At 71.8% G+C, this 21146-nt stretch carries 20 protein-coding genes; 5 read left to right on the forward strand and 15 right to left on the reverse strand.

Going from position 1 to position 21146, the window contains the following annotated elements:
* Positions 1-72 precede the first annotated feature (72 nt).
* A complete protein-coding gene (locus tag ACP4IX_RS23855; protein ID WP_426522057.1) occupies positions 73-444 on the forward strand; it encodes a hypothetical protein in 372 nt (123 codons plus the stop codon).
* 141 nt (positions 445-585) lie between these two features.
* Here ACP4IX_RS23855 and ACP4IX_RS23860 read toward each other — a convergent pair whose 3' ends face one another.
* From ACP4IX_RS23860 to ACP4IX_RS23875, 4 genes are all read right to left on the reverse strand, one after another.
* Positions 586-2004 carry a sugar porter family MFS transporter gene (locus ACP4IX_RS23860; protein WP_426522058.1) on the reverse strand — a complete coding sequence of 473 codons (1419 nt, stop codon included), beginning with the start codon at positions 2002-2004 and terminating at the stop codon, positions 586-588.
* A 193-nt stretch (positions 2005-2197) separates the two neighbouring features.
* A complete protein-coding gene (gene smc, locus ACP4IX_RS23865; protein WP_426556568.1) occupies positions 2198-5770 on the reverse strand; it encodes a chromosome segregation protein SMC in 3573 nt (1190 codons plus the stop codon).
* Between the two features lie 263 nt (positions 5771-6033).
* Complete coding sequence (locus ACP4IX_RS23870; RefSeq protein WP_003973418.1) at positions 6034-6246, reverse strand: hypothetical protein; 213 nt, start codon at positions 6244-6246, stop codon at positions 6034-6036.
* Positions 6247-6624: 378 nt separating this feature from the next.
* Positions 6625-6906 carry an acylphosphatase gene (locus ACP4IX_RS23875; RefSeq protein ID WP_426522060.1) on the reverse strand — a complete coding sequence of 94 codons (282 nt, stop codon included), beginning with the start codon at positions 6904-6906 and terminating at the stop codon, positions 6625-6627.
* Positions 6907-7084: 178 nt separating this feature from the next.
* Here ACP4IX_RS23875 and ACP4IX_RS23880 point away from each other — a divergent pair, with 178 nt between their 5' ends.
* Together ACP4IX_RS23880 and ACP4IX_RS23885 are read left to right on the forward strand one after the other, a co-directional pair.
* Positions 7085-8281 (forward strand): CAP domain-containing protein, encoded by a 1197-nt coding sequence (locus tag ACP4IX_RS23880; RefSeq protein ID WP_426556569.1) that lies wholly within the window; start codon positions 7085-7087, stop codon positions 8279-8281.
* A 95-nt stretch (positions 8282-8376) separates the two neighbouring features.
* Positions 8377-8781 carry a winged helix-turn-helix transcriptional regulator gene (locus ACP4IX_RS23885; protein WP_426522062.1) on the forward strand — a complete coding sequence of 135 codons (405 nt, stop codon included), beginning with the start codon at positions 8377-8379 and terminating at the stop codon, positions 8779-8781.
* Here ACP4IX_RS23885 and mutM read toward each other — a convergent pair.
* The 9 genes from mutM to ACP4IX_RS23930 all read right to left on the reverse strand — a co-directional run bounded on the left by mutM (position 8771) and on the right by ACP4IX_RS23930 (position 18175).
* Positions 8771-9631, reverse strand: a complete 861-nt coding sequence (gene mutM, locus ACP4IX_RS23890) for a bifunctional DNA-formamidopyrimidine glycosylase/DNA-(apurinic or apyrimidinic site) lyase (protein WP_426556570.1) — start codon at positions 9629-9631, stop codon at positions 8771-8773. The two genes, ACP4IX_RS23885 and mutM, sit on opposite strands and share 11 nt — an antisense overlap.
* An 88-nt stretch (positions 9632-9719) precedes the next feature.
* The gene (gene rnc, locus ACP4IX_RS23895) at positions 9720-10562 is read right to left on the reverse strand and encodes a ribonuclease III (protein ID WP_426522064.1); all 843 of its coding nucleotides are present in this window, start codon (positions 10560-10562) and stop codon (positions 9720-9722) included.
* A gap of 7 nt (positions 10563-10569) precedes the next feature.
* Positions 10570-10743: a 50S ribosomal protein L32 gene (gene rpmF / locus ACP4IX_RS23900; RefSeq protein ID WP_006139588.1), complete on the reverse strand. Its 174-nt coding sequence runs from the start codon at positions 10741-10743 to the stop codon at positions 10570-10572.
* Positions 10744-10745: 2 nt separating this feature from the next.
* Positions 10746-11390, reverse strand: a complete 645-nt coding sequence (locus ACP4IX_RS23905; RefSeq protein ID WP_426522065.1) for a YceD family protein — start codon at positions 11388-11390, stop codon at positions 10746-10748.
* Between the two features lie 315 nt (positions 11391-11705).
* The gene (locus ACP4IX_RS23910; RefSeq protein ID WP_426556571.1) at positions 11706-12818 is read right to left on the reverse strand and encodes a cell division initiation protein; all 1113 of its coding nucleotides are present in this window, start codon (positions 12816-12818) and stop codon (positions 11706-11708) included.
* A gap of 141 nt (positions 12819-12959) precedes the next feature.
* Positions 12960-13439, reverse strand: a complete 480-nt coding sequence (coaD, locus tag ACP4IX_RS23915; protein ID WP_426522067.1) for a pantetheine-phosphate adenylyltransferase — start codon at positions 13437-13439, stop codon at positions 12960-12962.
* Between the two features lie 26 nt (positions 13440-13465).
* On the reverse strand, positions 13466-14053 hold the full coding sequence (rsmD, locus tag ACP4IX_RS23920) for a 16S rRNA (guanine(966)-N(2))-methyltransferase RsmD (RefSeq protein WP_426522068.1): 588 nt from the start codon (positions 14051-14053) through the stop codon (positions 13466-13468).
* Positions 14054-14116: 63 nt separating this feature from the next.
* Entirely contained in the window at positions 14117-16327 is a 2211-nt protein-coding gene (recG, locus tag ACP4IX_RS23925; RefSeq protein WP_426556572.1) for an ATP-dependent DNA helicase RecG, read from the reverse strand.
* Positions 16328-16483: 156 nt separating this feature from the next.
* Positions 16484-18175, reverse strand: a complete 1692-nt coding sequence (locus tag ACP4IX_RS23930; RefSeq protein WP_426522070.1) for a DAK2 domain-containing protein — start codon at positions 18173-18175, stop codon at positions 16484-16486.
* A gap of 270 nt (positions 18176-18445) precedes the next feature.
* On the opposite strand from ACP4IX_RS23930, the gene rpmB reads away from it, so the two are divergent.
* Positions 18446-18631 carry a 50S ribosomal protein L28 gene (gene rpmB / locus ACP4IX_RS23935; protein WP_013000438.1) on the forward strand — a complete coding sequence of 62 codons (186 nt, stop codon included), beginning with the start codon at positions 18446-18448 and terminating at the stop codon, positions 18629-18631.
* 211 nt (positions 18632-18842) lie between these two features.
* Here the strand turns inward: rpmB and thiD are convergent, their stop codons facing one another.
* Positions 18843-19646, reverse strand: coding sequence for a bifunctional hydroxymethylpyrimidine kinase/phosphomethylpyrimidine kinase (thiD, locus tag ACP4IX_RS23940; RefSeq protein WP_426522071.1), 804 nt, complete (start codon positions 19644-19646; stop codon positions 18843-18845).
* A complete protein-coding gene (locus ACP4IX_RS23945) occupies positions 19643-20611 on the reverse strand; it encodes a thiamine-phosphate kinase (RefSeq protein WP_426522072.1) in 969 nt (322 codons plus the stop codon). The genes thiD and ACP4IX_RS23945 overlap by 4 nt, the downstream gene beginning before the upstream one ends.
* A gap of 226 nt (positions 20612-20837) precedes the next feature.
* Here ACP4IX_RS23945 and ACP4IX_RS23950 point away from each other — a divergent pair, with 226 nt between their 5' ends.
* Complete coding sequence (locus ACP4IX_RS23950; protein ID WP_053137604.1) at positions 20838-21071, forward strand: Lrp/AsnC family transcriptional regulator; 234 nt, start codon at positions 20838-20840, stop codon at positions 21069-21071.
* Positions 21072-21146: the final 75 nt, after the last annotated feature.

Consider the following 21146-nt stretch of genomic DNA (forward strand, 5'->3'; position numbering starts at 1 on the left):
CTGCCCGTAGCCGGCTGCCCTCGACGGCGATAACCCGTTGCCCGCCCCGTCCCGGGGTGGTTGCCTGCGTCCATGAGCCTGCTGGTGGAAGTCTTCGTCCGGGAACCGGACGGTTCCCGGCGTTTCCCGGACAAGGACGCCTACAACTCCGGCGGCTTCGAGTCCTGGCGCACCACGGTGTGGGGGTCGGACCTGGTTCGCTCGCTGGGCGCCCGCCTCCTGCCGGTCCTGGCCGAACGGGATCTGGAGGTGGAGCACCGGCAGGTACCGGACCTGTTGCGCGAGGTCGCCCTGCTGCGGTCCCATCTCGACCGGATAGCGGCCGGCACCGACCACCCTCGGTCGGTGCGGGAACACCGCAGGCAGATCGAGGACCGTCTGCGCATCATCGACGAGTCCGCCCGGCAGGCCCTGGAGATCGGCGGCGGAGTCATCATCTGGTGAGCCGGCGGCCCGCGTGTCCGGATGTACGACACCGCCGCCCCCGGTCCGGGCGGTGAGCCGGGGCCGGGGGCGGCGGACGATACGAGGAGAGGGGCAGCGGGGACTGGGCCCTTCTCCCCGAGTGCGGGGGGGGTGGGGCGGTCAGCCCATCTCCTCCAGGGCCTTGCCCTTCGTCTCGTTCACGAGCTTCAGGACGAAGGGGATGGAGAGCGCGGCGAAGAGCGTGTAGATCACGTAGGTGCCGGAAAGGTTCCACTCGGCCAGCGACGGGAAGCTCGCGGTGATGGCCCAGTTGGCGATCCACTGCGCGGAGGCGGCCACGCCCAGCGCGGCGGCGCGGAGCCGGTTCGGGAACATCTCGCCGAGGAAGACCCAGACGACCACACCCCAGGACAGGGCGAAGAAGAGGACGAACAGGTGGGCGGCGATCAGGGCGACCCAGCCCTGTGTGGCCGGGAGCTTGCCGTCGACCAGGTCGAAGGAGAACGCCCAGGCCTCGAGTGCCAGGCCGATCACCATGCCGACCGAGCCGATGAGGGCGAGCGGCTTGCGGCCGATGCGGTCCACGAAGATCATCGCGATCACGGTGCCGACGATGTTGATGATCGACGTCGTGAAGGAGTAGAAGAAGGACTGCGTCGGGTCGACGCCGACCGACTGCCACAGCGTCGAGGAGTAGTAGAACGCGACGTTGATGCCGACGAACTGCTGGAAGACCGACAGGCCGATACCGATCCAGACGATCGGCTTGAAGAAGAAGCTGCCGCCGAGCAGGTCCTTGAAGGAGGACTTCTCCTCGCGGTGCATGGCGTGCTCGATCTCGGCGACGCGGGCGTCGAGGTTCACCTCCTTGCCCTCGACCTCTTCGAGGATCTGCCTGGCGCGCTCGTGCTTGCCGACGGAGATCAGGAAGCGCGGCGACTCGGGGATGGCGAAGGAGAGCAGGCCGTAGAGGACGGCCGGGACGACCATGACGCCGAGCATGACCTGCCAGGCCTCCAGGCCCATCAGCTCACCGCGCTGGTCACCGCCGGCGGCGTTCAGCAGACCCCAGTTGACCAGCTGCGACACCGCGATACCCACGACGATCGCGGCCTGCTGGAAGGAACCGAGCCGGCCTCGATAGGCGGGCGGGGAGACCTCCGCGATGTACGCGGGGCCGATCACCGAGGCCATGCCGATGGCGAAGCCGCCGACGACGCGCCACATGGCGAGGTCCCACAGCGCGAAGGGCAGTGCGGAGCCGATGGCGCTGACGGTGAAGAGGACCGCCGCGATCTGCATGCAGCGGATACGGCCGATGCGGTCGGCGATACGGCCGGCGGTCGCGGCACCGATGGCACAGCCGATCAGCGCGATGGCGATGACCTGGGCCAGTAGCGCGGAGCCGACGTCGTAGCGGTCCCGGATGGCCTCGACGGCACCGTTGATCACGGAACTGTCGTAACCGAACAGGAAACCGCCCATCGCGGCAGCCGCCGCGATGAAGATGACGTGCCCGAGATGATCGGGGTGAGCCGTCCTGGCTCCTGATTTGGGTGCCTGCGATGTGCTGGCCACGTGTACTCCTCGGGCTACCGGCAACGCTGCCGGGGTGGATCGCCTTCGAGATACCACTAAAAGGAACCTGAAGGTAAAAGCAACGTTGCAGAGACTATGCCTTCAAGTATCGAAGTCAATAGGAAGAGAGCTGTGAGTTTCGCGATGCAGGGAAGGGCTATGTGTTCAAGAGTTGAAGCTAACGTGCGCGTAGCTAGCGCAACCGCTGGCTGATGACTTTCGACACACCGTCGCCCTGCATGGACACGCCATACAGGGCGTCGGCGACTTCCATCGTGCGTTTCTGGTGCGTGATGACGATCAGCTGCGACGCCTCCTGCAGCTCCTGCATGATCCTGATCAGCCGCTGCAGATTGGTGTCGTCGAGCGCCGCCTCGACCTCGTCCATGACGTAGAACGGGCTGGGCCGCGCCTTGAAGATCGAAACGAGCATCGCCACGGCGGTCAGGGAGCGTTCCCCGCCCGAGAGCAGCGAGAGCCGCTTGACCTTCTTGCCCGGCGGCCGGGCCTCGACGTCCACGCCCGTGGTGAGCATGTTGTCGGGGTCGGTCAGGATCAGCCGCCCCTCACCGCCCGGGAACAGCCTGCCGAAGACGCCCTCGAACTCCCGGGCCGTGTCCCGGAAGGCCTCGGTGAAGACCTGCTCGACGCGTTCGTCGACCTCCTTGACGACCTGGAGCAGGTCGGCGCGGGTCTTCTTCAGGTCCTCGAGCTGCTCACTGAGGAACTGGTGCCGTTCCTCCAGCGCCGCGAACTCCTCCAGGGCCAGCGGATTGACCTTGCCGAGCTGCTGGTAGGCGCGTTCGGCGGCCTTCAGGCGCTTCTCCTGCTCGGCGCGGACGAAGGGCCGCGGACGGTTGCGCGGGTCGTCCCCCGCGGCGGGGTCGGATGCGGTCTCGGGGAGCTCCTCGCCCTCGGCGGGGGGCGAGGGCGGCACCTCTTGATGGGGGCCGTACTCGGCCGTGAGCCCCGCCGGTTCCACACCGAGTTCCTCCAGCGCCTTGGTCTCCAGCTGCTCGATGCGCAGCCGCTTCTCGGCGCCGAGTACCTCGCCCCGGTGGACTGAATCCGTCAACTTGTCGAGCTCCGCCTTGAGGTCGCGCCCGGTGGTGCGCGCGGCGGTCAGCTCCTGTTCGCGCCGCGTCCTGGCGGCCTCGGCGGCGGTGCGCTCCTCGTCGGCGCGGGTCAGGGAGACCTCCACGTGCGCGAGCAGCTGCCGGGCGCCTGCGGCGACCGCCTCGGCGACGGCCGCCTCGTGCCGCAGCCGGGCCCGCCGCTGTTCGGCACGCGCGCGTGCCTCACGTTCCGCGCGGGCGGCACGGTCCAGGGAGTCGGCCCTTCCGGCGAGGCCCTTGACCCGCTCCTCGTGGGTACGGACCTGGAGGCGGGCCTCCATCTCGGTCTGGCGTGCGTTGGCGCCGTCGGCGGCGAGCCGGTCGCGCGCGGAGGTGTCGGGCTCCTCCTCGACCGGCGTCTCCTCCGCCACGGCGAGCCGCTCCGCCAGTTCCTCGACGTCCGTCAGCGCCTTGTCCAGCGCCTCCTGCGCCCGGGCCGCCGCGGCGGCGGACCGCTCGGCCTCACCGGCGGCGCCCCGCGCCTGCCCCGCGAGCCGGCCCAGCTGCTGGGCCACGGCGGACTTCTCCCGGTCGGCGGCCCGGCGCCGCTCCCCCAGTTCCTCGACGAGCGCGGCGCACTCCCGGCGCCGCTCGCCGGCGGCGGCCTGCGCCTCGGCGAGCTGCTCGCACCGCACGCCCAGTTCCTCCAGCTCGGCGGCGGCCTGGTCCACGGAGGCCTGCACCTCCAGCAGGCTCGGCGCCCCGGCGGACCCGCCCTGCGCGAAGTGGGCGCCCAGCAGGTCGCCCTCGGCGGTGACGGCGGTCAGTTCCGGGTGCGCGTAGACGAGGTCCTCGGCGTCCTCCAGGGTGGCGACGACGACCATCCCGCGCAGCAGCCGCCGTACGGCGGGCATCAGGTCGGCCGGCCCGCGCACCAGGTCGGCGGCGTACGGCGGCCCCTCGCCGCGCGGCGCCCCCGCCACGTCGTCGGGGGCGCCGGCGAGCAGCAGGGCGGCACGGCCGGCATCCTGCTTGCGCAGCAGGCGGATGGCGTCGGCGGCGGCTGCCGGGGAGGTCACCGTGAGGGCGTCGGCGGCGGCGCCGAAGGCGGTGGCCAGGGCGGCCTCGTGGCCGGGCGTCACGGTGAGGAGCCCGGCGGCCGGGCCGAGCAGTCCGGTGAGCCGGTCCTTGGCTGCGAGCAGCGCGCCGGTGCCGTCCTTGCGGCGCAGTCCGAGGGCGAGGGCCTCACGGCGGGCGTGCGTCGCCGCGCGCTCGCGTTCCGCCGCGGTGGCCGCCTCGCGGGCGGCGCTCAGAGCTGCCTCCGCCTCGGCCAGCCCACGCTTGGCGGCCTCGTGCCGCTCGGCGAGTTCCTGGTCACCGGCTTCGAGCCCGTCGACCTCGGCCCGGAGCGCCTCGTACTCCTCCTGGGCGGCGGCGGCCCTCTCCCGGGACTCGTCCCGTGCTTCGGCCAGCCGCTCGATCTCGGCCTGGGCCGAGGCGGCGCGGGAGCGGGCGGCGCCGACCTGGCCGCTGAGCCGGGCCAGCCCCTCGCGGCGGTCGGCGATGGAGCGGGCGACGTCCTTGAGGCGGCGTTCCTCCAGGGCCAGTGCGCGTTCGAGGTCGGCGCGGTGGGCGACCGTCTGCTCCAGCGCGTGCTCGGCCGCCTCCAGGGCCGCTTCGAGTTCGGCCTCCTGCTCGCGGACGCGGGCGGCCTCGCGCTCCAGGTCCTCCGGGTCGCGCCCGCGCCGCTCCTCGGGGGGTGCGGAGGTGGCGCTCTTCACACGTGCGTCGGCCAGCGAGATGGTGCCGCGCACCCGTTCGGCGAGCTGGGACAGCTCGTACCAGGTCTGCTGGGCGCGCTGGAGGCGGGGCGTGAGCCTGCGCACCTCGTCCTCCAGGTCCGCCTCGCGGCGCAGCGCACTGCCCAGCTCCTGCTCGGCGGCGTCCTTGCGTTCCTTGAGCGCGGCCTCGTCGGCGATCTCGGCCCGGAGCGCCTCGCGCAGCCGTACGAGGTCGTCGGCGAGGAGCCTGAGCCGCGCGTCCCGGAGGTCGGCCTGGATGACGGCGGCCCGTCGCGCCACCGCCGCCTGCCGGCCGAGCGGCTTGAGCTGGCGCCGCAGCTCGTCGGTGAGGTCCTGCACGCGCGCGAGGTTCGCCTGCATCGCGTCCAGTTTCCTGAGCGCCTTCTCCTTGCGCTTGCGGTGTTTGAGGACGCCCGAGGCCTCCTCGATGAAGGCGCGGCGCCCCATCGGGTCGGCGTGCAGGACCGAGTCGAGCTGGCCCTGGCCGACGATGACGTGCATCTCGCGGCCGATGCCGGAGTCGGAGAGCAGTTCCTGGATGTCGAGGAGGCGGCAGGTGTCGCCGTTGAGCTGGTACTCGCTGCCGCCGTTGCGGAACATGATCCGCGTGATGGTGACCTCGGCGTACTCGATGGGCAGTGCCCCGTCGGAGTTGTCGATGGTCAGCGACACCTCGGCCCGGCCGAGCGGCGGGCGGCCGGTGGTGCCGGCGAAGATGACGTCCTCCATCTTGCCGCCGCGCAGCGACTTGGCGCCCTGTTCGCCCATGACCCAGCTGAGCGCGTCGACGACGTTGGACTTGCCCGAGCCGTTCGGACCGACGACGCAGGTGATGCCCGGCTCGAACCGGAGCGTGGTCGCCGAGGCGAACGACTTGAACCCGCGGAGGGTCAGGGCCTTCAGGTGCACGCCGTCGGACTCTACCTTTCACGGGTGTCTCACTCCATGAACGGGTGAACCGCCGCGGTTTCACCAGTGAACGTCCAGGGCACATCAGACGTTGAAGAGGGTGAAAGGATGCGCGGGGGAGGAAAAGACGGCCGGACGGCGGAGGCGGGCGAAGGCGGGGCAAGAAAGAAGGGACGCCGAAGCGTCCCTTGCAGACTCTGACACCTGAGCGGTTGTACGGGCGGGCCCAACCACTGCTGTGCCGTAGTGGAGTGATGCAGTGATCAGGTGAGCGCAGGCTCCGCCTGGTGTGCGTCAACGCTCTCCATGCTCTCCATGATCCTGTCGTGAGAAGCGGCAGCCGCCAACGCGTCGTTCTCCGCCTGGATCCGTCCGAGCTCGGATTCCAGATCCTGGACGCGCTGCTGGAGCCGTCGCATCTCGGCGAGGAGTCGAGGGTCGGAGCCGCCGACGTAACCGAGAAGCGCCTTTGCCATGATGGATGGTCCTCCACAATGAGTGACCGACCGAAGCGGTGTGGGTCGTGAGGGAATCGCACCCGCGGTGCTTGGCACTTTGGAGTTTTCTCTGCCGTTCAACCATGCCAAACAGCTAAGGTGCGCGGGGCTTTCAGCGTCTCACCAAAAAGTTTGACGGTCAACACGATCACGCCCCGTATCGGCGGGTACCCGGGGGCACGCGGCCTCGAAACGGCGACGCGGCGACTCCTGCGGGCCCCTCGGGGCGTGGCGATCATCCTGCGTGCGGAGCCTGCCACGACAGGCGGCCGTTGGCAACCACCTGCCCGTTTTCCGCCGTGGACGCCTTCCCGGAGACGGCAGCACCCGGAACGAAGGTCTCCGTGAGGCCTCGCGTCAGCGGATGGCGAAGCCCTCGTATCCGCCACGAGGTGTGTCCCAGATCTCGGTCACGCCGTCCACACGTCCGGGCGTGTCGTCACCGCGCAGCCAGTCGAGCAGCCCCTCGCAGCGCTCGCGCGGCCCCTCCGCGACCACCTGGACGCGCCCGTCGGCCAAATTGAGAGCAAAACCACTCATGTCGCCGAGTTCCAGCGCCCTGGCCCGCGTGAACCAGCGGAAACCCACGCCCTGGACCTGTCCGCGCACCCACGCGACGAGCCGTACATCTTCACTCATGACGGCAACCTAACCAGTCAATGTCTCGCCGGACACTTCACCCCCTTGCGCCATGCGGTACCGTCCCCACCCAATGAAACTCACCTGAAACTCACTCGAACGTGTGAGTTCCGTGTTGATCGTGAGGACACGTCGACCGCGAGGACACGTCCAGCGCGAGGACGAGGAAGGCCAGGACATGGGACGCCACCGACGCTCCGCCGCCGGCCGCGCCGCCACGGGCCGCGCCGCGGGGGGCCGTCAGACGGACGGCACGACGGGACGGGGCCCTGACCCGCAGGCCCCGGACGCGGACGGCCGCCCCCCGAGGGGGATCGCGCCCTACCTGAACCCCGATGCGTACGCCGAGGTCCGTGCGAAGAGCGACGCCTACCTGTTCGCGCCGGACGGTCCGGACGGCGGAGGCCACCCGCAGGCCGGCCGCACGGTCCCCTTCCCCAGCGACGGGTTCACCCCCGACGACGGACCGCCTCCCGCCGGCAGGCGCCGCCGCCGGAAGAAGGCCGCCACTCCGGTCCGCACGGGGCTGCTCGGCGTCTCCGCGGCGGTCGCCATCGGCACGGTCGCGGTGGCCACGGGCGCGGTGCCCGGCCTCGACAACTACCGGATCGGCAGCGGCAGCGGCGGCGGAGGCGGCCGGGTGCAGTCCCAGGACGCCCCGACGAACACTCCGTCCGAACAGGGCGGCACCTCCGGCAGCGCCGAGACCGGCCGCGGCGGCGACACCTCCGCGAGCCGCGGCACCGACCGGTCCTCCTCGCCCTCCGGCTCCTCGGAGTCCACCGGCTCCTCGAAGGACTCCTCGCCCGACTCCTCCGCCCCCTCGTCGCCCTCGTCGTCCCCCTCGGCATCGGCGTCGAAGCCCGGCGCCCCCGCCGAGGCTCCGTCGAAGACGCGGCAGCCCGAGAAGACTCCCGGCTCGAAGCCGAAGCCCACGCCGTCGCGCCCGGCCACCGAGGAGCCCGACCGGCCCAGCGCCCCCGCCGCCGCGTCGGAGCAGGCCGTCGCCCAGGCTCAGGTCCTCAAGCTCGTCAACGACGAGCGGGCCAAGGTGGGCTGCAGCCCGGTGGCCGCGAACAGCGCGCTGCGTGAACTGGCCGAGGACTTCAGCGAGGCCATGGCCCAGCAGGGCTTCTTCGACCACACCGACCCCAGCGGCGCGACACCCTGGGACCGGGCCGCGGCGGCCGGGATAGGCAATCTCGGGGGCGAGAACATAGCCCGCGGACAGGCCGACGCCCAGGCCGTGATGGACGCCTGGATGGACAGCCCCGGCCACAAGGCCAACATCCTGAACTGCGAGTTCCGGACCCTGGGCGTCGGCGTCCACTTCGGCTCCGGCGGCCCCTGGTGGACCCAGAACTTCGGCTACTGAGACAGCCCCGGTCAGCGGCGGCCGAAGCGCCGGGAGCGGTGTCAGCGGCGCAGCGCCGTCTGCGGCACCGCGCTGCGCTCACGTAGGCTGGGCGTATGTCGACCACGCAGGAGCGCACGGAGGAGCAGGACCTCCCGTACGACGTGTTCTCCAGGGCCTGTCCCTCGCGCGGCACCTTGGAGCACGTCACGGGGCGCTGGGGCGCTCTGACGCTCGGCGCGCTGTACGAGGGCTCCTTCCGGTTCAACGAACTCCGGCGCCGTGTCGACGGTGTCAGCGAGAAGATGCTGGCCCAGACCCTGCACGCGCTGGAGCGCGACGGCCTGGTGCACCGCGAGGCCCAGCCCGTCAACCCGCCCCGCGTGGACTACGAGCTCACCGCACTGGGGCGCGAGGTGGCCGGTCGGCTGATCGCGCTCATCCAGTGCCTGGAGGGACGGATGGACGAGGTGCTGGCGTCGCGTGAGCGGTACGACGCGCGGCGGACGCCTACGGCGTGATCCTCGGCGGCCGCTGGCACTTCGGGCAGAAGTAGCTGGAGCGGTTCATCCACGGCCGCCGGCGCATCGGCGTGGCGCAGCGGCGGCAGGGCAGGCCCTCGCGGCCGTACGCGTCGAGCGAGCGGTCGAAGTAGCCGGACTCGCCGTTGACGTTGACGTAGAGGCTGTCGAAGCTGGTGCCGCCGACGGCGAGGGCGGCGTTCATGACGTCGCGGACGTGGCCGAGGAGTGCGGCGGTGCGGGGGCGGGTGAGGGTCGCGGTGGGCCGTTCGTAGTGCAGGCGGGAGCGCCACAGGGCCTCGTCGGCGTAGATGTTGCCGACGCCGCTGATCAGTGACTGGTCGAGCAGGGCCCGTTTGACGGTGGTGCGCTTGCGGCGCAGGGCGAGGTGGAACGCCTCGTCGTCGAAGAGCGGGTCCAGGGGGTCGCGGGCGATGTGCGCGATGACGTCGGGCAGGCCGTCGGGGGTGGTGTCGTGCAGCGACAGGCCGCCGAAGGTGCGCTGGTCGACGAAGCGGAGTTCGGTGCCGAGGGCGTCGGTGAAGCGGACGCGGACGCGCAGGTGCTTCTCGGCGGGTGCCTCGTGCGGCTGGACCAGCAGCTGGCCGCTCATGCCGAGGTGCGCGAGGACCGCCTGACCGGTGTCCTCCAGCGGCAGCCACAGGTACTTGCCGCGGCGGCTGGGGATGCCGATGCGGTGGTCCTTCAGGCGGTGGGCGAAGTCGTCGGGGCCGGCGAGGTGCCGGCGTACCGCGCGCGGGTGCAGCACCTGGGCGTCGGCGACGGTGCGGTGGGCGACCCAGCGCTCCAGGCCGCGCCGTACGACCTCGACCTCGGGCAACTCGGGCATGGCGTCCCCTTCGGGTGGCCGGTGGACGAGCCGAACGCCCGCCCCGGGAGTGGGGCGGGCGTTCGGGACGTGCGGTGGAACGGGTGGGTCAGGCGGAGGCCGACGAGGTGTCGGCGGCCTCGTCGACCTCGGCGGACGGCTGGTCGGCCGTCGCCTTGGCGCGCTCGTCCGCCGCGGTCTTGATCGACCGCCACGCGGATTCCGCGGCCTGCTGCTCCGCCTCCTTCTTGCTGCGGCCGGTGCCGGTGCCGTACGAGACGCCTCCGACGCGGGCGGCAGCAGTGAAGGTCTTCTCGTGGTCCGGGCCGGTCTCCGTAACCAGGTACTCGGGGACACCGAGCCCTTCGGTCGCGGTGAGTTCCTGGAGGCTGGTCTTCCAGTCCAGGCCGGCGCCGAGGTTCGAGGACTTCTCGATCAGCGGGTCGAACAGGCGGTGCACCAGTTCGGAGGCCGCGTCGAGGCCCTGGTCGAGATAGACCGCGCCGATCACCGCTTCGAGGGTGTCGGCGAGGATGGATGCCTTGTCCCGGCCCCCCGTGCCCTCTTCGCCCCGGCCGAGCCGGATGAAGGAGCCGAGGTCGAGCCCACGGCCCACCTGTGCCAGCGCACGCGAGTTGACCACCGCGGCCCGCAACTTGGCCAGCTGGCCTTCGGGCAGGTCGGGGTGGGTGCGGTACAGCGTGTCCGTGACGACGAGGCCGAGGACGGAGTCACCGAGGAACTCCAGCCGCTCGTTCGTCGGCAGACCGCCGTTCTCGTAGGCGTAGGAACGGTGGGTCAGCGCACGCACCAGAAGGGCGGACTCGAGCTGATAGCCGAGCCGCCCTTCCAGAAGCGTGTGGGACGAGGCCTGGGTGTCCGCCTTCTTCTTGGCGGGTGGGTCCGCCTGGGCGACTTCCGCCTTCTTGGGGACTGACACAGTGCCTCTCACCAGCCGCTCAGACCTCGAGGACCTGGCGCTTGTTGTAAGTGCCGCAAGCCGGGCACGCGATGTGCTGCAGCTTGGGCTCGTGGCAGCGCTCGCACGCAACCAGGGTGGGGACCGCAGCCTTCCACTGCGACCGGCGGTGGCGCGTGTTGCTGCGCGACATCTTCCGCTTCGGAACAGCCACGGCTACTTCTCCTGCTTCTCGTCGACGCCAGGTTCGGCGCCGCTCATCTCGTCCTTCTCGCCGTCTCCGAGTGAACCGGCGAGTCCCTGCAAAGCCGCCCAACGAACGTCGACGGCGTCGTGATGGTGGTCCGGGTCGTCCGCCAGGCGTGCTCCGCACTCGGAGCACAGACCCGGGCAGTCTTCCTGGCACACCGGCTGCATCGGCAGTGCGAGCACCACCGCGTCGCGCAGCACGGGTTCGAGGCCGATCAGTCCGTCCTCGACGAAGAGCCTGTCCTCGTCGTCCTCGGCGTCGTCGCCCGGTTCCGCCGCAGGGCGGCCCCGGTCGTCGGCGTCAGGGTACGAGAACATCTCCTGGAAGTCCGCCACAAGCTGCTGCTCGAGCGGCTCCAGACACCTTACGCACTCCCCCTCGGCCTTGGCACGGGCGGTGCCTGTGACGAGCACCCCTTCCATGACCGACTCGAGCCGGAGATCGAGTTCCACCGGGGCGCCTTCCGGCACTCCGATGACTCCCTGGATACCGAAGTCCCTGGGAGCGTCGACCGTGCGGGTCAGGCGCTGCAGCGCACCGGGCCGCCGTCCCAGCTCGTGCGTGTCGAACACGAGGGGGTCGCGGTGGTCGAGGCGCGCGTTCAGAACCATTCCTGCTTTCGGCCTTCGTAGCTTGGGGGGACTGCCCATCGGTGTTCCCGGGCAGCGCCGATCGCGGACGTACACGCGACCGAAGAGCCAGGATACTGGACCATTCGCTCACGGCCCAATCCGGTCGGGGGACCGGTGCGCGGGCCGGGGTGTGCCGTTCGGATCAGGCGGGCGACGGTGCCCTGCGATCGGCCCGAGCGGGGTCCGGCGCGTGCAGCCGCGAGGCGGGCGACGGGGCAGGACTCCCGCCCTTAAGGCAGGGGGGAAGCGCGTGCCGGACCCCGTGACCCCGGCAGTCCCGACGACACCCACCCCCTAGAGGCCGCGCCCCTGTTCGTAGGCCCTCAGCTGCTCGGCACTGATCATGCTGGTGTCGAAGAGGCTGGTCTCGTCGAGGCCCTGCGGCTGAGCCTGCGGGGGCTGGGAGGGCTGGGAGGGCTGCTGGGCGTAGCCCTGTCCGCCGTCGTCGTACGCGTGGTGCTGGGGGTCGTACTGGTAGGTGTACGGATCCGCCGGCTGCTGCTGGTAGCCGTACGGGTCCTGTTGGCCGCCGTAGGTCTGCTGGTAGCCGGCGTAGGGGTCGGGCTGCTGCTGGGCGTAGCCGTACGCCGGCTGCTGCGACGGCATCTCCGGAACGGCCTGGGCCGGTACCTGTGCCGCCGCCGGCTGCTCGCCGTACTCACGCTGCGGGGGCTGCCCGGCGGGGGCGTCGGAGAGGGCCGCGAGACCGGCGAGGTAGTCCGCGTCGCTGGAGTGCTGGACCGTGCTCGTGTCGTCCGCGAGGGCGCCGAGGTCGTCGGTGGCGATACGGCCGTGCAGCTTCTGACGGCCCCGGCCGACCGCGTCCAGGGTCTTGGCCAGTACGGCCTCGAAGGCGCCGAGCTTCGCGTCGACGTAGGTGTCGGCGTCGCGGCGCAGGGTCTCCGGGTCGTGGCTGCGTTCGGGGGCGTCCTCGTCCTCGTAGCCGTTCTCGTCGAGGCCGGGTCCGGTGCCGAGGAGCTTTTCGCGGCCCCGGCCCACGGAGCCGAGGGTCTTGGTGAGGACGACCTCGAAGTTGGCGAGCTTGGAGTCGACGTAGTCGTCGGCCTCGGCGCGGACCTCCTCGGCCTCCCGGCGGGCCTCGGCGAGAATCCGGTCGGCCTCGGCCTGGGAGCGGCGGGCGACCTCGGTGTCGGAGATCAGGGAGCCGCGCTCGGCGCGCGCGCCCTCGATGATGCGGTCGGCCTCCTCGCGGGCCTGCGCGACCAGCTGCTCCCGGTCGCCGATCAGCTCCTGGGCCTGGGCGAGGGAACCGGGCATCTCGGCGCGCAGCTCCTCCAGCATCGAGAGCAGCTCGGCGCGGTTGACCACGCACGAGGCCGACATGGGCATGGCGCGGGCGCCGGAGACCATCGCGGTGATCTCGTCGAGCTTCTTCTGCACGTCCACCGTGTGCTCGCCACTCTCTACAGCTGTGTTGGAGACGGACGGGACGACTGTACGACCCCGGGGTGTCCGGGGGACACCGGGTGACGGTTTGTCAGCCTCCGTGAGCTGTGCGGGGCGCGCAGGGGTGGGGGCGGGGCGGGCTCAGTCCTGCCTCAGGCGCTCGGAGAGGGTTTCCAGGACCAGCGGGGGGACGAGGTGGGAGACGTCGCCGCCCCAGGTCGCGACCTCTTTGACCAGGGAGGACGACAGGAAGCTGTAGGTGGGGTTGGTGGGGATGAACAGGGTCTCGACGCCCGAGAGGCCGTTGTTCATCTGGGCCATCTGGAGCTCGTAGTCGAAGTCGCTCACCGCGCGCAGGCCCTTGACGATGGCCGGGATCTCGCGCTGCTTGCAGAAGTCGACGAGGAGGCCGTGGAAGGACTCCACGCGCACGTTCCCGTACTCGGCGGTGACCTGGCGGATGAGGTCGATCCGCTCCTCGATCTCGAACAGGCCCTTCTTGGCCTGGTTGATCATCACGGCGACGTAGACCTCGTCGTAGAGGCTGGAGGCCCGGGCGATGATGTCGAGATGTCCGTTGGTGATCGGGTCGAACGACCCGGGACAGACGGCGCGGCGCACTTGAGTTCCCTCGCTCTCCGGTCCGGTCATCGTGCGTCTTCGCACGTAGAGGCGGCGTGACCGTACCAAAACGTTCCCTCGCCGTAGCGACGGGCCCGGATCGCGTCGAAGCCGTGCGGCCAGCGGAACTCGCCGCCCCTGGTGCTGCGCTCCACGGTGACGAGCGCTTCCCCGGTGAGCCACCCCTCCGTGCGGAGTGTGAGCAGGATCTCCCGGAGATCGTCGTCCGAGACGGCGTACGGGGGGTCCAGGAAGGCGATGTCGTACGGCTCGGCCGGGGCCGGAGTGCGGATGATCTGTTCCGCCCTGCCGGCCCGGACCTCGGCACCGGGCAGGCCGAGTGCCTTCACGTTCTCCCGGACCGTACGGGCGGCGCGGGCGTCGGCCTCGACGAGCAGGACGTGCCCGGCTCCCCGGGACAGCGCCTCCAGCCCGACGGCGCCGGAGCCGGCGTACAGGTCGAGGACCCGCTCACCGTCCAGCGGTCCGCCGAGCAGGGACTGCCAGGTGGAGAAGAGTCCCTCGCGCGCGCGGTCGGAGGTGGGGCGGGTGCCGGTCCCTGGCGGGACGGTGAGGCGGCGTCCGCCGGCCTTGCCGGCGATCACGCGGGTCATCTCTGGGGTCCTTGTCGGTACGCGGCGTGCTCGGGTGGACGGACGGTGTCCGTGCCCAGTCTCTCAGCCCTTCTCCAAGTACTGCTCCCTCTCCTCGTCCAGGAGGGCCTCCAGGGCCGTCCGCAGACCGGGCAGGCCGGTCAGCTCCGGGTCGGCGGCCACGACCGCCGCCGCCTCCTCCCGCGCCTCGGCGATGATCTCCTCGTCCTCGATGACGGCGAGCACCCGCAGGGAGGTGCGGGCCCCGGACTGGGCCTGGCCGAGGACGTCGCCCTCGCGGCGCTGTTCGAGGTCGATGCGGGAGAGCTCGAAGCCGTCGAGGGTGCCGGCGACGGCGCCCAGGCGCTGCCGGGCCGGGCTCGCCTCGGGCATCTCGGTGACCAGCAGGCACAGGCCGGGGGCGGAGCCCCGGCCGACGCGGCCGCGCAGCTGGTGGAGCTGGGAGACGCCGAAGCGGTCGGCGTCCATGATCACCATCGCGGTGGCGTTGGGGACGTTGACGCCGACCTCGATGACGGTCGTGGCGACCAGGACGTCGGTCTCCCCGGCGGCGAAGCGGCGCATCACCGCGTCCTTGTCGTCGGGCTGCATACGGCCGTGCAGGACTTCGACCCTGAGGCCCTGGAGCGGGCCCGCGGCCAGCTGCTCGGCGATGTCGAGGACGGCGAGCGGGGGCCGCCTCTCCGCGTCGCCCTCAAGCTGCTTGGACTTCTTCTTCGGGTCGTCGTCCTCGTCGCCGATGCGCGGGCAGACGACGTACGCCTGGTGGCCGTTCGACACCTCCTCGCGGACCCGCTCCCAGGCCCGGGCGAGGAAGTGCGGTTTGTCGGCGGCCGGGACGACATGGCTGGCGATCGGGGACCGGCCGGCCGGGAGCTGGTCCAGGACGGAGGTCTCCAGGTCGCCGAAGACGGTCATGGCGACGGTGCGCGGGATCGGCGTGGCGGTCATGACGAGCAGATGCGGCGGCTGTTTGCCCTTGCCGCGCAGGGCGTCGCGCTGCTCGACGCCGAAGCGGTGCTGTTCGTCGACGACGACCAGGCCGAGGTCGTGGAACTGCACCTTGTCCTCGATCAGCGCGTGCGTGCCGATGACGATGCCGGCCTCGCCGGTGGCCAGGTCGAGCAGGGCGTGCCGGCGGGCGGCAGTGCCCATGGAGCCCGTGAGCAGCACCACCTTGGTGGCGTGTTCGGCGCCGCCGAGCATCCCTCCCTCGGCCAGCTCCCCCATCATCTCGACGACCGACCGGTGGTGCTGCTGGGCGAGCACCTCGGTGGGCGCCAGCATCACGGCCTGCCCGCCCGCGTCGACGACGGCGAGCATGGCGCGCAGCGCCACCATCGTCTTTCCCGACCCGACCTCTCCCTGGAGCAGCCGGTGCATCGGGTGGTCGGTGGCCAGGTCGTCGAAGATCTCCCGGGAGACCTTCTGCTGGCCCTCGGTGAGGGTGAAGGGGAGACGGTCGTCGAAGGCCGTGAGCAGGCCGTCCGGGCTCGGTTTCCGGGGGACGGCGGGGAGTTGGGTCTCGGCGTGGCGGCGGCGGGCGAGGGCGACCTGGAGGACGAAGGCCTCGTCCCACTTCAGGCGGGCGCGGGCCTCCTCGATGTCCGCCTTGGTGTGCGGACGGTGGATCTTCAGGAGGGCCTCGGGGAGCGAGACCAGGCCGCGGCCCTCGCGCAGGGAGCCGGGGAGGGGGTCGACGGCCTCCTGCGCGCTGGGCAGCACCGTCTGGACCGCCTTGCCGATCTTCCAGGACTCCAGCTTGGCGGTGGCCGGGTAGAGGGGAATGAGGGCGCCCGCCCAGGACTCGACGCTCTCGGCCCCGTCGTCGTCCCCGCCGCGCAGCAACTCGTACGCCGGATGGGCCAGTTGCAGTCGGCGGTTGAAGACGGAGACCTTGCCCGCGAACATCGCGCGGGTGCCCGGCAGCAGCTCCTTGTGGGGCTTGTGGACGCCATGGCCGAAGAAGACCAGCTGGAGGCGGCCGCTGCCGTCCGTGATGGTCACTTCGAGCCGCTGCCCCTTGCCGCGCGGCGCCTTCGAGGAGGCGAAGGTGTGCAGGCGGGCGTCGGCGACCTGGGCGACCACCGTGACGTGCTCGTCCATGGGCAGGTCGGCGAGGTGGGTGAGCTGGCCGCGCTCCTCGTATCTACGGGGGTAGTGGTGGAGGAGGTCGCCGACGGTGTGCAGGCCGAGGTGCTCGGCCATCACCTTCGCGGTGGCGGGGCCGAGCACCTTCTTCAGGGGTTCTTGCAGTGCGGGCACGAGATCCATTGCACACCACGCCACTGACAACGGCCCCGCACCTCCCGGGGGAAGCCCCGAGAAACGCCGGGGCACCGCAGAGCGCTCCGGGGCACTCGGGGTGTTCCGGAGCGCTTCCGGCACTCCGAGTACTCCGAGTACTCCGAGTACTCCGGGCCGCCCGTGCTACTCCACGCCGATCAACAGCAGCGCGCCCTGCCGACCGCCCCGGTACACCACCGTGTCGACGGCGAGGTACGCCTGGCGGACGCGGGCCTCCAGGTGGGCGGCGACGGCCTCGGGGGCCCCGTCGCCGAGGACGAGGGTCACCAGCTCGCCGCCGGCCGCGAGCATGCGGTCCAGGACGGTGGCGGCGACCTCCGTGACGTCCCCGCCGATCACGGCCACGTCGCCGTCGACGAGGCCGAGCACGTCACCGGCCTGGCAGATGCCGGCCGTGGTCCAGGACTGGCGTTCGGCGACGGTGACCTCGGCGTGGCGGGTGGCGCCGGCCGCCGAGGTCATCGCCACCACGTCCTCGTCGAAGCGCCGCTCGGGTTCGTGCACGGCGAGCGCGGCGATGCCCTGGACCGCGGAGCGGGTCGGGATGAGGGCGACGCGGACGCCTTCGGTGCGGGCCTGCTCGGCCGCGGCGGCCGCGGTGTGGCGCAGTTCGGCGTCGTTGGGCAGCAGCACGACCTCGCGTGCGTGGGCCCGGCGTACGGCCTGGACGAGTTCGCCGCTGGCGGGCGGCTCCCCGGGGCGCGCGAGCACGGTGGTCGCGCCGGCCTCGGTGTACAGCCCGGCCAGGCCCTCCCCGGGCACGACGGCCACCACGGCGCGCTGGGCCCGTTCCCGGAGCGGGCGCCCGGTCCCGGTGGTGTGTGCGGCGCCGTACCCGAAGTGGGTGATGCGGATCCGGTACGGCCGCCCGGCCTCGACGCCCGCCTCCACGGCGGCGCCCGCGTCGTCGACGTGCACGTGGACGTTCCACAGTCCGTCGCCGCCGACCACGACGAGCGAGTCCCCGAGGGCGTCGAGCCGCTGCCGCAGCCGTGCCACGGCGGCGTCCCCGGCCTCCAGGAGGTAGATCACCTCGAAGGCGGGGCCGTTCCCGTCGCCCTCCTCCGCGGCGCACTCCCCCGCGGGGTCCGCGCCGTCGTGCGGCACGCGCGCGTGCGGCACGACGCTCGCCTCCACCCCCGGCGCCCGGCCCGTGAAGGTCTCCACCAGGGCCGCGAGCACCGTGACGAGGCCGTGCCCGCCGGCGTCGACCACGCCGGCGCGCTCCAGGACGGGCAGCAGCCCCGGGGTCGCGGCGAGCGCCTCGCGGGCCCCCGCGTAGGCCGCGCGGGCCACCACCGCGCAGTCGCCCTCCGCCCCGTCGGCGGCGTCGGCGGCGGCCGTGGCGACGGTCAGAACGGTGCCCTCGACCGGGTGGGCCACGGCCTGCCGGGCGGATGCGGCCGCGTGCCGCAGGGCCCGTCGCAGGCCCGGACCGTCGATGTGAGCGGGTTCACCCCCGGCGGTGAGCACCTGGGCCATGCCGCGCAGCAGCTGCGCGAGGATCGTCCCCGAGTTGCCGCGTGCGCCGATCAGCGCGCCGTGCGCCATGGCACCGACGGTGTCGGCCAGCGAAGGCCCGTCGCCCTCGTCCCGCTTCCCGGCGTCCACCTCGTGCGCCGCGAACACGGCCTCCACGGCGGCGACGGCCGACTCGACGGTCAGGTACAGGTTCGTGCCGGTGTCCCCGTCCGCCACCGGATAGACGTTGATCGCGTCGATCTCCTCGCGCGCCCGCCCCAGGGCGCGCAGCGACAGACCGCACCAGGTGCGCACCGCCAGAGCGTCGAAGAACCTCTGCGGCACCTGCGCCACCTGCGCCTCCCTGAGCTGCTGGATGTGGCAGGCAGCGTAGACCTTGGAGGGGTGTCCGCCGGAAGAGGGCCGGGGGCGGGCCTCTGAGCTGCCGTGGTAGTTTCGTTGTACGGGAGCAGCCGTTGTATGCTGCTCCGGTTGCCCGATCCCGATCGGGCTCTCTCCCCCCTGGCACCGCCACTCAGATGCCGGACCGTTCGCGGCTCCGGAACCTTGATCCCGGCATGCCGGGGTCAACCGTAAGTGCATCTGAAGTCTTTGGAGTGACCCGTGGCTGCCAACTGCGACGTCTGTGGCAAGGGGCCGAGCTTCGGCAACAACATCTCGCACTCGCACCGCCGTACGTCCCGTCGCTGGAACCCGAACATCCAGCGTGTGCGTACCGTGGTCGGCGGGACGCCGAAGCGCGTGAACGCTTGCACCTCGTGCATCAAGGCCGGCAAGGTCTCGCGCTGACGCGTCAGCTGAGCGCGCGGCCACGGCCTGGTCCGCTGCAGAAAGCCGGTCCACCTCCGGGTGGGCCGGCTTTCTGCCGTGCCCGAAACCTCTCCCGGCGGACCGTCCCCTCCCCCGCGCGGCTGCTCCCACCGGCAGGCCGGCGACCGCTTCCACCGGCAGGCCGGCGCCCCGTACTCCGGTGAGCTCGCCCAGAAGGCGGCCCGCGGCATCACGCCGAGCCGGTGTCCCGCCCGAGCGCCCAGCCGTGGTCCACCGGCCCGATACCGGCGCCGAGCGCGAATCCGGCCCCGATCGCCCCGGTGACGTACTCCTTGGCCGCCGCGACCGCGTCCGGCACCGACCGCCCCTTCGCCAGCCCGCACGCGACGGCCGACGCGAGGGTGCAGCCCGTGCCGTGCGTGTGCCGGTTGTCGAGACGCGGTGCGCGCAGCCAGTGCTCCTGAGAGCCGTCGGTGAGCAGGTCCACGGCGTCGCCGCGCAGATGCCCGCCCTTGATCAGCACCCAGCGCGGACCGTACTCCAGCACGGCGGCCGCGGCCCGGCGCAGGTCGGTGTCCGACTCGACCCGTACGCCGGTGAGTTGGGCGACCTCGTCGAGGTTCGGGGTGGCGACGGTCGCCACCGGCAGCAGTTTGGTGCGTACGGAGTCCAGGGCGGAGGCGGCGAGCAGCGCGTCCCCGTGCTTGGAGACGCCGACCGGGTCGACGACGGCCGGGGCGTCGGTGCCGCCGATCAACTCGGCGACCGTCTCGACGAGATCGGCGGAGGACAGCATCCCGGTCTTGACCGCCTGGACACCGATGTCGTCCACGACGCTGCGGTACTGGGCCCGTACCGCCTCCACGGGCAGCTCCCAGGCCCCCTGGACGCCGAGCGAGTTCTGCGCGGTCACCGCCGTGAGCACGCTCATGCCGTGCGTACCGAGGGCGAGCATCGTCTTCAGGTCGGCCTGGATGCCGGCGCCGCCGCCGGAGTCGGAGCCGGCGACGGTGAGGACCAGGGGCAGGCTCATGACTCCACGTCCTCACCGAAGTGGTCCCAGCCGCCCTTGCTGGTCCAGGGCGCCCCGTCGACGGTCACCTGGGGCAGTGCGGAGGGGTTGAGGACCTCGCCGATGACCTTCCAGCGGGCGGGCAGCTTCACGTCCGGCGGGAAGGTCGCCACGATCGCGTGGTCCTCTCCCCCGGTGAGCACCCACTGCATGGGGTCGACGCCGACGGCCTGGCCGATGTCGTTCATCTGGGACGGGATGTCGATCTGCCCGGAGCGGATGTCGATCCTGACCTTGCTGGCCTCCGCGATGTGGCTCAGGTCGGCGATCAGTCCGTCGCTCACGTCGCACATCGCGGTGGCGCCGAGCGCCGCGGCGGCCGGCCCCGCGTGGTACGGCGGCTCCGGGCGGCGGTGGGCCTCGACGAAGGCGCGCGGTGAGCGGAAGCCCCGGGACAGCACGGCGAACCCGGCCGCGGACCAGCCGAGCCAGCCGGTCACCGCGACGAGGTCACCGGGCTGGGCGCCGCCGCGGGTGACGGGCTCCTGGTTGCGCAGGTCACCCAGCGCGGTGATGGAGACGGTGATCGTGTCGCCGCGCACCACGTCGCCGCCGACCACGGAGGCACCCGCGACCTGGCACTCGTCGCGCAGCCCGTCCATCAGCTCGGTCGGCCAGGTCACCGGCAGTTCGGCGGGCACGACCAGCCCGAGCAGCAGCGCGGTCGGCACGGCGCCCATGGCGGCGATGTCGGCGAGGTTCTGCGCCGCCGCCTTGCGGCCCACGTCGTACGCGGTGGACCAGTCACGGCGGAAGTGCCGTCCTTCCACCAGGATGTCGGTGCTGGCCACCACCCTGCGGTCGGGTGCGGCGACCACGGCGGCGTCGTCGCCGGGGCCGACCCGGACCGCCGGGGTGGTGGTGAGACGGGAGGTGAGCTCCCTGATGAGCCCGAACTCCCCGAGCTCACCAACAGTGCCCTTCATCGCCTTGGCTCCCCTTCTGTCCCTGTCCGTGCCCGGTCGCGCGTCATCTCTGTCCTCGTTACGGTCGAAAGGACCGTCGCCACGGCGGCGTGATCGTCAACTCGTGTCATTCCGGCGCCCCGGCGCGCCAGGCCCGTACCCCGCGGGTCTCCCCGTGAAGTGCGGCGACGCGGTACCGTGGCGTTCCTTTTCCCCACATGATCCTCGTGGCCGCTCTGGAGGTTCCGTGGTACAGGCGTACATCCTGATCCAGACGGAGGTCGGCAAGGCGTCGACCGTCGCCGAGACGATCAGCAAGATCCCTGGAGTGATCCAGGCCGAGGACGTGACAGGACCCTACGACGTCATCGTCCGCGCCCAGTCCGACACCGTCGACGACCTGGGTCGCATGGTGGTCGCCAAGGTCCAGCAAGTGGACGGCATCACCCGGACCCTGACCTGTCCGGTCGTTCATCTCTAGCCCCTTCCGCCCGCTCGCTCTCGCCCTGTTGACCGCCGCCGCAGGCCGCTCCCCCAGCAGACGACAGCGGGTCGG

This window comes from Streptomyces sp. WG5, assembly GCF_049974565.1.
GTDB lineage: Bacteria > Actinomycetota > Actinomycetes > Streptomycetales > Streptomycetaceae > Streptomyces.

What these genes read in the sequence shown, in the direction of transcription:
- ACP4IX_RS23880 (WP_426556569.1), top strand. Translation starts at nt 7,085, where the DNA reads ATGGGACGCCACCGACGCTCCGCCGCCGGCCGCGCCGCCACGGGCCGC.
- recG (WP_426556572.1), bottom strand. Translation starts at nt 16,327, where the DNA reads ATGGATCTCGTGCCCGCACTGCAAGAACCCCTGAAGAAGGTGCTCGGC.
- mutM (WP_426556570.1), bottom strand. Translation starts at nt 9,631, where the DNA reads ATGCCCGAGTTGCCCGAGGTCGAGGTCGTACGGCGCGGCCTGGAGCGC.
- ACP4IX_RS23875 (WP_426522060.1), bottom strand. Translation starts at nt 6,906, where the DNA reads ATGAGTGAAGATGTACGGCTCGTCGCGTGGGTGCGCGGACAGGTCCAG.
- ACP4IX_RS23885 (WP_426522062.1), top strand. Translation starts at nt 8,377, where the DNA reads ATGTCGACCACGCAGGAGCGCACGGAGGAGCAGGACCTCCCGTACGAC.
- thiD (WP_426522071.1), bottom strand. Translation starts at nt 19,646, where the DNA reads ATGAGCCTGCCCCTGGTCCTCACCGTCGCCGGCTCCGACTCCGGCGGC.
- ACP4IX_RS23905 (WP_426522065.1), bottom strand. Translation starts at nt 11,390, where the DNA reads ATGGTTCTGAACGCGCGCCTCGACCACCGCGACCCCCTCGTGTTCGAC.
- ACP4IX_RS23945 (WP_426522072.1), bottom strand. Translation starts at nt 20,611, where the DNA reads ATGAAGGGCACTGTTGGTGAGCTCGGGGAGTTCGGGCTCATCAGGGAG.
- ACP4IX_RS23870 (WP_003973418.1), bottom strand. Translation starts at nt 6,246, where the DNA reads ATGGCAAAGGCGCTTCTCGGTTACGTCGGCGGCTCCGACCCTCGACTC.
- ACP4IX_RS23855 (WP_426522057.1), top strand. Translation starts at nt 73, where the DNA reads ATGAGCCTGCTGGTGGAAGTCTTCGTCCGGGAACCGGACGGTTCCCGG.
- rsmD (WP_426522068.1), bottom strand. Translation starts at nt 14,053, where the DNA reads ATGACCCGCGTGATCGCCGGCAAGGCCGGCGGACGCCGCCTCACCGTC.